Consider the following 9,100-nt stretch of genomic DNA (forward strand, 5'->3'; position numbering starts at 1 on the left):
GGTACTCCCCCTGCGTTTTCGGCGTGCCTGTGCTACATTGCCCGGGTTTTCAGCCAGGATCCGCCATGAAGTTCGATATCGATACCCTAGGGATCATCCGCTCTCCCTACAAGGAGAAGTTCGCCATACCCCGCCAGCCCGGCCTGGTCAGCGCGGCTCGCGCCCGCCTCGAACTGCTTCCTCCCTACGATCAGCCCGATGCGCTGCGCGGCATCGAGCAATTCTCCCATCTCTGGATCAGCTTCGTGTTTCACCAGACCATGGATCAGGGCTGGCACCCGACGGTGCGCCCGCCGCGCCTCGGCGGCAACGAGCGGGTCGGGGTCTTTGCCACCCGCTCCACCTTCCGCCCCAACCCCCTTGGCCTCTCCGTGGTCGAGCTGCACGGGGTGGGACGTGAGCGCGGCAAACTCTGGCTCGAGCTGGGCGCCGTGGACTTGCTCGACGGCACCCCCGTCGTCGACATCAAGCCCTATGTCCCCTATGCCGACAGCCTGCCCCACGCCCGTGGCGGTTTCGCCCCCGATGCCCCCACCCCGCCGCTGGCGGTGAGCTTCAGCGCCCAGGCCGAGCAGCAGCTCGCCCCCTGGCTCAAGGCCCACCCGGAGCTGCGTGAACTGGTGAGGGAGGTGCTGGCCCAGGATCCCCGCCCTGCTTACAAGAAGGGCAAGCCGGATGACAAGGTGTACGGTGTCAGATTGTTCGATGTGAACGTGCAATTTCAGATAAAAGAACCGCAATGTCAGGTGCTGACCATCGAACCCGCTTGAAAAAACCTCTCGGGCAGCATGAAAAAAGCCACCCTCCCGGGTGGCTTTTTTATGGGCAAAACAGGGTGCTCAGCGCCGCTGCAGCAGCAGGCTGCCGATGGAGTAACCGGCGCCAAAGGAGCAGAGCACCGCGCGAGCCCCGCTCGGCAGATCCTGGTTGAAGAGGTGGAAGGCGATGATGGAACCCGCCGAGCTGGTGTTGCCGTAGCGATCGAGGATGACAGGCGCCTCCTGCTGGCTGGCGTCATGGCCCAGCAACTTGCGGCCGATGAACTGGTTCATGGTGAGGTTGGCCTGATGGAGCCAGAGCCGGCTCAAGCCATCGGCCGCCCATCCCTGCTCCGCCAGCTGGGAGGCTATCTGATCGCACACCAGGGGCAGCACCTCCTTGAACACCTTGCGCCCCTGCTGGCGGAACAGCTTGTCGTCGCCGTAGCGGGTGCGCGGGCTGAGCCGGTTCAGGAAGCCGAAGTTGTTGCGGATGTTGTTGGAGTACTGGGTGACCAGCTTGCTGGCCACCAGTTGCCAGGGGTTGGCCACCTGGCAATCGGCCTCCCGCTCCAGCAGCACGGCGGTACAGGCGTCGCCGAAGATGAAGTGACTGTCCCGATCGCGGAAGTTGAGGTGACCCGAGCAGATCTCCGGATTGACCACCAGCGCCAGCCGGGCGGTGCCTGCCGCCAGCATGTCTGCGGCGGTCTTGATCCCGAAGGTGGCGGAAGAGCAGGCCACGTTCATGTCGAACGCCAGGCCGCTGGCGCCGAGATAGTGCTGCAATTCGATGGCCAGCGCCGGGTAGGGGCGCGGCATGTTGGAGGCGGCGACGATGACAAGATCGATCTCCCCCGGTTCACGACCGGCGGCGATCAGCGCCTGCTCGGCGGCCGCCACCGCCATCTCCACCATGATGGAGGGCTGATCGTCCGGGCGCTCCGCCATGAGCGGTTGCATGATGTCGGGATCCAGCACACCCTCGCTGCTCACCAGATAGCGGCTCTTGATGCCGGAGGCCTTCTCGATGAACTCGCAGCTGGAGTGCTGCTTGGCAGGCAGCTGCCCTGCATCGATGGCGGAGGCGTTCTCCTCGTTGTAGAGATCCACGTACTGGTTGAAGGCCGCCACCAGCGCTTCATTGCTGACGGCAAAGGGAGGGGTATAGAGGCCTGAGCCACTGATTACGATAGAGGTCATCTTTGCTCCTGGCCGGGTGCAATCCCGGCTTGTCTGTTTTTTAGGGTTCAGAGGGTCACAGCTGGTCGATGGCCGCAGCCAGACCCGCCAGGGTCAGCGGGTGCATCCGCCCGCCGATCAATTCGTTCATCAACTTGATGGAGGGGTGCCACAGCCACTCCTGCCTTGGCAGCGGATTGACCCACACCATCTTGGGGAAATGTTGTTGCAGGCGCCCGAGCCACACCTGGCCGGGCTCCTCGTTCCAGTACTCTACGCTGCCACCTGGCCAGGTGATTTCATAGGGGCCCATCTTCGCATCCCCCACCACCATCACCCTGTAGTCGCTGCCGTAGGTGCGCAGCAGCCGCAAGGTATCGAACCGATCATCATGGCGCCTGGCATTGTCCTGCCAGACGAAGTCGTAGAGGCAGTTGTGAAAATAGAAGAACACCAGGTGCTTGAACTCGTGGCGCAGGGCCGAAAAGAGGCGCTGCACCTCGGCCACGTGGACATCCATGGAGCCCCCTACGTCGAAGAAGACCAGCAGTTTGACCCCGTTGTGGCGCTCGGGCCTGAGCTTCACATCGAGCCAGCCTTGCCTGGCCGAGCTTTGGATGGTGTCGTCGAGATCCAGCTCGTCGGGATTGCCCCGGCGCACCCAGCGCCTGAGCTTGCGCAGGGCGAGCTGGATGGCGCGCTGCCCCAGGGGCGAGTCGTCACTGAAGTTGCGAAAGTGGCGCGCCTCCCACACCTTGGTCGCCCGCCCGTGCTGGCCCTCTCCCCCCATGCGGATCCCTTCCGGGTGATAGCCGCCGTGACCGAACGGGCTGCTGCCCCCGGTGCCGACCCACTTGTTGCCGCCCGCGTGGCGCGCTTTCTGCTCGCTTAGCCGCTGGTTGAGGGTCGCCAGCAGCTGGTCGAGCCCGCCAAGGGATTGGAGCAACGCCTTCTCCTCGGCGCTCAATAGCCGCTCGAACTCCTGGCGCAGCCAGTCGTCAGGCAGGCTCTCCGGCAACAGGGGGATGGCGGCCAACCCTTCGTAATACTCGGCGAAGGCGCGATCGAAGCGATCGTAGTGCGCCTCATCCTTCACCAGCAGGCAGCGGGATAGCTGGTAGAACTGGTCCATGTCGAGGCTGGCCAGTCTGGCTGCCAGCGCCCCATGCAGGTCGAGCAGCTCCCGCAGGCTGCAAGGAAGCTTGTGGCGGCGCAGGTGAAGGAAGAAGTCGATGAGCATTCAGCCGCCGCGGCGCGCCAGGAAGGCGAGCTTCTCGAAGAGGTGCAAGTCCTGCTCCGTCTTGAGCAGGGCACCGTAGAGTGCGGGCACCAGCTTGCCGGGCTCACGGGTGCGCAGGGCTTCGGGGGCGATATCGTCCGCCAACAACAGCCGGATCCAGTCCAGCAGCTCGGAGGTGGACGGCTTCTTGCGCAGCCCCTCTACCGCACGCAGCTCAAAGAAAAGCGTCATCGCCTCGTCGAGCAGCCGCTCCTTGAGGTTTGGGTAGTGGAGCTTGACGATGGCCTGCATCTCGGCCTTGTCGGGGAAGCGGATGTAGTGGAAGAAACAGCGGCGCAGGAAGGCGTCCGGCAGCTCTTTTTCGTTGTTGGAGGTGATGATGACCACGGGGCGCTGGCGCGCCTTCACGCGCTCGCCGGTCTCGTAGACATCGAACTCCATCCGATCCAGCTCCAGCAGCAGATCGTTGGGAAACTCGATGTCCGCCTTGTCGATTTCATCGATGAGCAGCACTGGCCGCTGCTCTGCGCTGAAGGCCTGCCACAGCTTGCCCCGGCGGATGTAGTGGCCTATCTCCCCGACCCTGGGGTCACCGAGCTGGGAGTCTCGCAGCCGGGCGACGGCATCGTATTCGTAGAGCCCCTGCTGGGCCTTGGTGGTGGACTTGATGTGCCAGCTGATGAGCTCGGCACCCAGGGATTCGGCTACCGCCTCCGCCAGCACCGTCTTGCCCGTACCGGGTTCACCCTTGATGAGCAGCGGCTTCTCCAGCACGATGGCGGCATCGACGGCCATCTTCAGTGCCTGTGATGCGAGATAGCGATCGCTTCCTGCAAATCCCATGAGATCCCTTCCATTGGATGCCCAGGCAGCGGAAGCCCCCTCGGCAAGAGAGAATAAGTTCTATATGTTGTAATAACATATTGTTATAACGATTCGTCACTTCTCATTCAGAAACCACAGGGTAATCTTGTTTCATCGCCTTAACAAACACAGGGATAGCACCATGAGCAAAATTTTTGAGGACAACAGCCAGACCATAGGCAACACCCCGCTTGTTCGTCTCAACCGTGTTACCAAGGGCCGCGTGCTGGCCAAGATCGAGAGCCGCAACCCGAGCTTCAGCGTCAAGTGCCGGATCGGTGCCAACCTCATCTGGGATGCCGAGAAACGCGGCGTGCTGACCAAGGGCAAGGAGATCATTGAGCCCACCAGCGGCAACACGGGCATTGCCCTGGCATTCGTGGCTGCGGCCCGCGGCTATCCCATCACCCTGACCATGCCGGCCACCATGAGCCTGGAGCGCCGCAAACTGCTCAAGGCCCTGGGTGCCAACCTGGTGCTGACCGAAGGCCCCCTCGGCATGAAGGGCGCCATTGCCAAGGCCAACGAGATCCTCGAATCCGAGCCGGGCAAGTACGTGCTGCTGCAACAGTTTGAAAACCCGGCCAACCCAGAAATCCACGAGCAGACCACTGGTCCCGAGATCTGGGACGCCACCGATGGCGAAGTGGATGTGTTCGTGGCGGGCGTCGGCACCGGCGGCACCATCACCGGGGTCTCCCGCTACATCAAGAAGACCAAAGGCAAGGCCATCGTCTCCGTGGCGGTCGAGCCCAGCGAATCCCCCGTCATCAGCCAGAAACTGGCGGGTGAAGAGATAAAGCCCGGTCCCCACAAGATCCAGGGCATCGGCGCCGGCTTCATCCCGGGCAACCTGGATTTGAGCCTGCTGGACCGCGTCGAGCAGGTGAGCAGTGACGAAGCCATCGAGATGGCCCGCCGCCTGATGGAAGAGGAAGGGATCCTGGCCGGTATCAGCTCCGGCGCTGCCGTGGTCGCTGCCAACCGTCTGGCCGAGCTGCCGGAGTTCGAAGGGAAAACGATTGTCGTCATCCTGCCGAGCGCCGCCGAGCGTTACCTCTCCAGCGCCCTCTTCGCCGGAGTGTTCAGCGAGCAGGAATTGCAGCAGTAGTTGATCAGCCAACACCAAAACGACGGCGCTCCTCGGAGCGCCGTTTTCATTATGCGCTAAACTCTCTAGCCACCAGTGCCACTCGGCCCCTTATTTTTTGGGGTAAAATAACAAACTTGGATATGACAAAAAAAGCAGACATTCTGTGATAAATCTCATATCCTGTGCGGCGTCACGAGGTGTTTGCTGGCAAGGTATCACAAGGTAACAAAGTGTTATTTTTCGTTAGAAAATAATTTCAGACCAGGCCTGACGCGGCTTGCAGCCTGATAGCGAAAAATTACCTAGCCACAACGCCGAATACTGCACAGAAAATTGACCTGGATTAAACCATTGCAGGTCTGATTTCGTTACTTTACAACATATCCATACTGACACGGTGAGACAGGAAGCCTCATTGGCGACCATCTCTCCAAACAATATCAATAATATGGGGTGAAACCATGTACGAGAAGTCTGTTGTTATTACTGCTGAAAACGGCCTGCACACCCGTCCTGCAGCTCAGTTCGTGAAAGAAGCCAAAGAATTCCAAAGCGAGATCACTGTGGTCTCCGGTGGCAAATCCGCCAGCGCCAAGAGCCTGTTCAAGCTCCAGACCCTGGGTCTGACCAAAGGCACCAACGTGACCATCCAGGCTGACGGCCCGGACGCTCAGAAAGCCGTTGAGAAGCTGGTTGCCCTGATGGACGAGCTGGAGTAATCCAGCTTTATTCCTCCCCCACAGTCGTTTTAATAGGAAGGATTATGATATCTGGCATTCTTGCGTCCCCCGGTATCGCATTCGGCAAGGCGCTTCTTCTGAAAGAAGATGAAATCGTTATCAATCAGGGCAAGATTCCCGCCGAACAGATTGATGCCGAGATCAACCGCTTCCTCGAAGCCCGCACCAAGTCAGCCGCACAGCTGGAAGCCATCAAAGAGATGGCCGGTCGCACCTTCGGTGAAGAAAAAGAGGCCATCTTCGAAGGCCACATCATGCTGCTCGAAGATGAAGAGCTGGAAGGGGATATCAGATCCTTCATCAAAGAACACAAGGCCTCTGCCGACAGAGCCGTTCACGAGGTGATCGAACAGTACGCCAAGATGATGGCCGATCTGGATGACCCCTATCTGCGTGAGCGCGCCACCGACTTCCGTGACATCGGCACCCGTCTGGTCAAGAACGTACTGGGCATCGCCGTTGTCAACCTGAGCACCATCGACGAAGAGGTCATCCTGGTCGCCAAAGACCTGACCCCGTCTGAAACCGCTCAGATCAACCTGAAATACGTGCTGGGCTTCGTCACCGACATCGGTGGCCGTACCTCCCACACCTCCATCATGGCCCGCTCCCTGGAGCTGCCGGCCGTTGTGGGCACCAACGACATCACCGAGCGCGTCAAGAACGGTGACATGCTGGTGCTGGATGCGATCAACAACCAGGTCATCATCAACCCGACCGCCGACCAGTTGAACGAAGCCAAGAAGTTCCAGGCCCAGTTCCAGGCCGAGAAGGACGAGCTGGCCAAGCTCAAAGACCTGCCTGCCATCACTCTGGATGGCCACCAGGTCGAAGTGTGCGCCAACATCGGGACCGTCAAGGATACCGAAGGCGCCATCCGCAACGGCGCCGAAGGCGTGGGTCTGTACCGTACCGAGTTCCTGTTCATGGACCGTGACGCGCTGCCGACCGAAGACGAGCAGTTCAAGGCTTACAAAGAAGTGGCCGAAGCCATGCCGGATCAACCGATCATCGTCCGTACCATGGACATCGGCGGCGACAAAGAACTGCCCTACATGAATTTCCCGAAAGAGATGAACCCCTTCCTGGGCTGGCGTGCCGTGCGTATCTTCTTCGATCGCACCGACATCATGCACGCCCAGCTGCGGGCCATCCTGCGTGCGTCTGCCTTTGGCAAACTGCGCATCATGTTCCCGATGATCATCTCCGTCGAAGAGTTCCGCAGCCTGAAGGCTACCGTGGAGACGCTGAAAGCCGAACTGCGTGCCGAAGGCAAAGACTTTGATGAATCCATCGAAGTGGGTATCATGATCGAGACCCCGGCCGCGGCCGTGATGGCTCATCATATGGCCAAGGAAGTGGATTTCTTCAGTATCGGTACCAACGACCTGACCCAGTACACCCTGGCTGTCGACCGTGGTAACGAGATGATTTCCGCCATGTACAACCCGCTGTCACCCTCCGTCCTGACCCTGATCAAGATGGTGATCGACGCTTCCCATGACAATGGCAAGTGGACCGGTATGTGCGGTGAACTGGCTGGTGACGAACGCGCCACCCTGCTGCTGCTGGGTATGGGTCTGGATGAGTTCTCCATGAGCGCCATCTCTGTACCGCGTATCAAGAAGCTTATCCGCAACACCAACTTCGAAGATGTGAAGGCCATGGCCGACCAGGCGCTGAGCTTTGCCACCGCCGCCGAAATCGAAGCGTGCGTAGATAACTTTATTAAGCAGAAGGCAGTCTGCTAAGATCGGCTGCAAACAGCGACAATCATCTCTAGGAGCTTTTACTATGGGTCTGTTCGACAAACTGAAGAAACTGGTTTCCGACGACAGTTCTGACACTGGCGGCATCGAAATCTTTGCTCCGCTGTCCGGCGAAATCGTCCCCATCGAAGATGTGCCTGACGTCGTCTTCGCCGAGAAGATCGTCGGCGACGGCATCGCCATCAAGCCGGCCGGCAACAAGATGGTTGCTCCGTGCGACGGCACCATCGGCAAAATCTTCGAGACCAACCACGCGTTCTCTCTGGAGTCCGACTCTGGTATCGAGCTGTTCGTTCACTTCGGTATCGACACCGTCGAGCTGAAGGGTGAAGGTTTCACCCGTATCGCTCAGGAAGGTCAACAGGTCAAGCGCGGTGACACCATCATCGAGTTCGATCTGGCCGTTCTGGAAGCCAAAGCCAAGTCTACCCTGACGCCTGTGGTCATCTCCAACATGGACGAGATCAAAGAGCTGGTGAAGATGACTGGCGCCGTGACCGTGGGCGAAACCCCGGTGATCCGCATCAAGAAATAATGCGCCCTGGCCTGACGCCAGCGACCGCCAAAAACCGAAGCCTGGTGCTTCGGTTTTTTTTTGCCCCTTCCATCTCCCGATACTCCATGGGCTCCCGCACAGGTCAGCATGACGGCAAACAGGCAGAAATGTTATCGAGATCAACACGGGCATAAGCAAGCCGAGTACCCTCAAGAGGGATACCTGCGGGTCCTTTGGCTCGATATGAGACGGGATGAAAAGAGATAAACCGCTTAAGTGGCGAGGAGACAACGATGCTGAGAAATACCGAACAACGTTATGGCAGCCTGAGCATAGGGCTGCACTGGTTGACCCTGCTGCTGATGATCGCCGTCTATGCGCTGATGGAGTTCAGGGACATCTTCCCCAAAGGGTCGGCCGGCCGCGACCTGATGAAGGAGTTTCACTTCATGGTGGGTCTGCTGATCCTGGCGCTGGTGGTCGTGCGCCTGCTGGTGCGCGTGGGTAGCCCTTCACCGCGTATCGTGCCCGAGCTCTCCCCCCTGATGCTCACGCTGGCCAAGCTCGCCCACCTGGCGCTCTATGGCTTCCTGATCCTCACCCCGCTGCTGGGCTGGCTGCTGTTGAGCGCAGGGGGCAAGCCCATTCCCTTCTTCGGCCTGGCGCTCCCCGCCCTCATCGCCCCCGACGACGGCCTGAAGGGTACCATCAAGGAGCTGCACGAGACGCTGGCCAACATTGGCTATGCGCTGATTACCCAGCACGCGGCGGCAGCCATCTACCACCACCATGTGCTCAAGGACAACACCCTGACCAATATGCTGCCCGAGCGCAAATAACCGGCGACGGGTTGCACACCAACAAAAAGGCCCCTGTGACAGGCAATGCTGTTCACTTAAGCGGAGCCGCATTGCGATTTACCGGAAAACGGGTCTTTGATATCTTCACCGCCCTGGGT

The 9,100-nt window shown here is 59.9% G+C and carries 9 protein-coding genes; 6 read left to right on the forward strand and 3 right to left on the reverse strand.

What is annotated here, in order from left to right:
• Positions 1 to 65 precede the first annotated feature (65 nt).
• Positions 66 to 770 (forward strand): tRNA (N6-threonylcarbamoyladenosine(37)-N6)-methyltransferase TrmO, encoded by a 705-nt coding sequence (tsaA, locus tag PG887_RS16260; protein ID WP_201936433.1) that lies wholly within the window; start codon positions 66 to 68, stop codon positions 768 to 770.
• A 69-nt stretch (positions 771 to 839) separates the two neighbouring features.
• Here tsaA and PG887_RS16265 read toward each other — a convergent pair whose 3' ends face one another.
• The 3 genes from PG887_RS16265 to PG887_RS16275 are packed head-to-tail and all read right to left on the reverse strand — an operon-like array spanning position 840 to position 4,023.
• Entirely contained in the window at positions 840 to 1,961 is a 1,122-nt protein-coding gene (locus PG887_RS16265; RefSeq protein ID WP_128273873.1) for a beta-ketoacyl-ACP synthase III, read from the reverse strand.
• A 55-nt stretch (positions 1,962 to 2,016) separates the two neighbouring features.
• On the reverse strand, positions 2,017 to 3,180 hold the full coding sequence (locus PG887_RS16270; protein ID WP_201985004.1) for a vWA domain-containing protein: 1,164 nt from the start codon (positions 3,178 to 3,180) through the stop codon (positions 2,017 to 2,019).
• The gene (locus tag PG887_RS16275; RefSeq protein ID WP_041213299.1) at positions 3,181 to 4,023 is read right to left on the reverse strand and encodes an AAA family ATPase; all 843 of its coding nucleotides are present in this window, start codon (positions 4,021 to 4,023) and stop codon (positions 3,181 to 3,183) included.
• A gap of 163 nt (positions 4,024 to 4,186) precedes the next feature.
• On the opposite strand from PG887_RS16275, the gene cysK reads away from it, so the two are divergent.
• From cysK to PG887_RS16300, 5 genes are all read left to right on the forward strand, one after another.
• Positions 4,187 to 5,155 (forward strand): cysteine synthase A, encoded by a 969-nt coding sequence (gene cysK / locus PG887_RS16280; RefSeq protein WP_041213300.1) that lies wholly within the window; start codon positions 4,187 to 4,189, stop codon positions 5,153 to 5,155.
• A 443-nt stretch (positions 5,156 to 5,598) separates the two neighbouring features.
• Complete coding sequence (locus PG887_RS16285) at positions 5,599 to 5,856, forward strand: HPr family phosphocarrier protein (protein ID WP_005303128.1); 258 nt, start codon at positions 5,599 to 5,601, stop codon at positions 5,854 to 5,856.
• A gap of 44 nt (positions 5,857 to 5,900) precedes the next feature.
• On the forward strand, positions 5,901 to 7,628 hold the full coding sequence (gene ptsI / locus PG887_RS16290; protein WP_270822286.1) for a phosphoenolpyruvate-protein phosphotransferase PtsI: 1,728 nt from the start codon (positions 5,901 to 5,903) through the stop codon (positions 7,626 to 7,628).
• Between the two features lie 43 nt (positions 7,629 to 7,671).
• Positions 7,672 to 8,181, forward strand: coding sequence for a PTS glucose transporter subunit IIA (gene crr / locus PG887_RS16295; RefSeq protein WP_010673569.1), 510 nt, complete (start codon positions 7,672 to 7,674; stop codon positions 8,179 to 8,181).
• A 254-nt stretch (positions 8,182 to 8,435) separates the two neighbouring features.
• Positions 8,436 to 8,981 (forward strand): cytochrome b, encoded by a 546-nt coding sequence (locus PG887_RS16300; protein ID WP_270822287.1) that lies wholly within the window; start codon positions 8,436 to 8,438, stop codon positions 8,979 to 8,981.
• Positions 8,982 to 9,100: the final 119 nt, after the last annotated feature.

Origin of the sequence: Aeromonas sp. QDB14, from assembly GCF_027707845.1 — a bacterium.
Taxonomy (GTDB): domain Bacteria; phylum Pseudomonadota; class Gammaproteobacteria; order Enterobacterales; family Aeromonadaceae; genus Aeromonas; species Aeromonas caviae.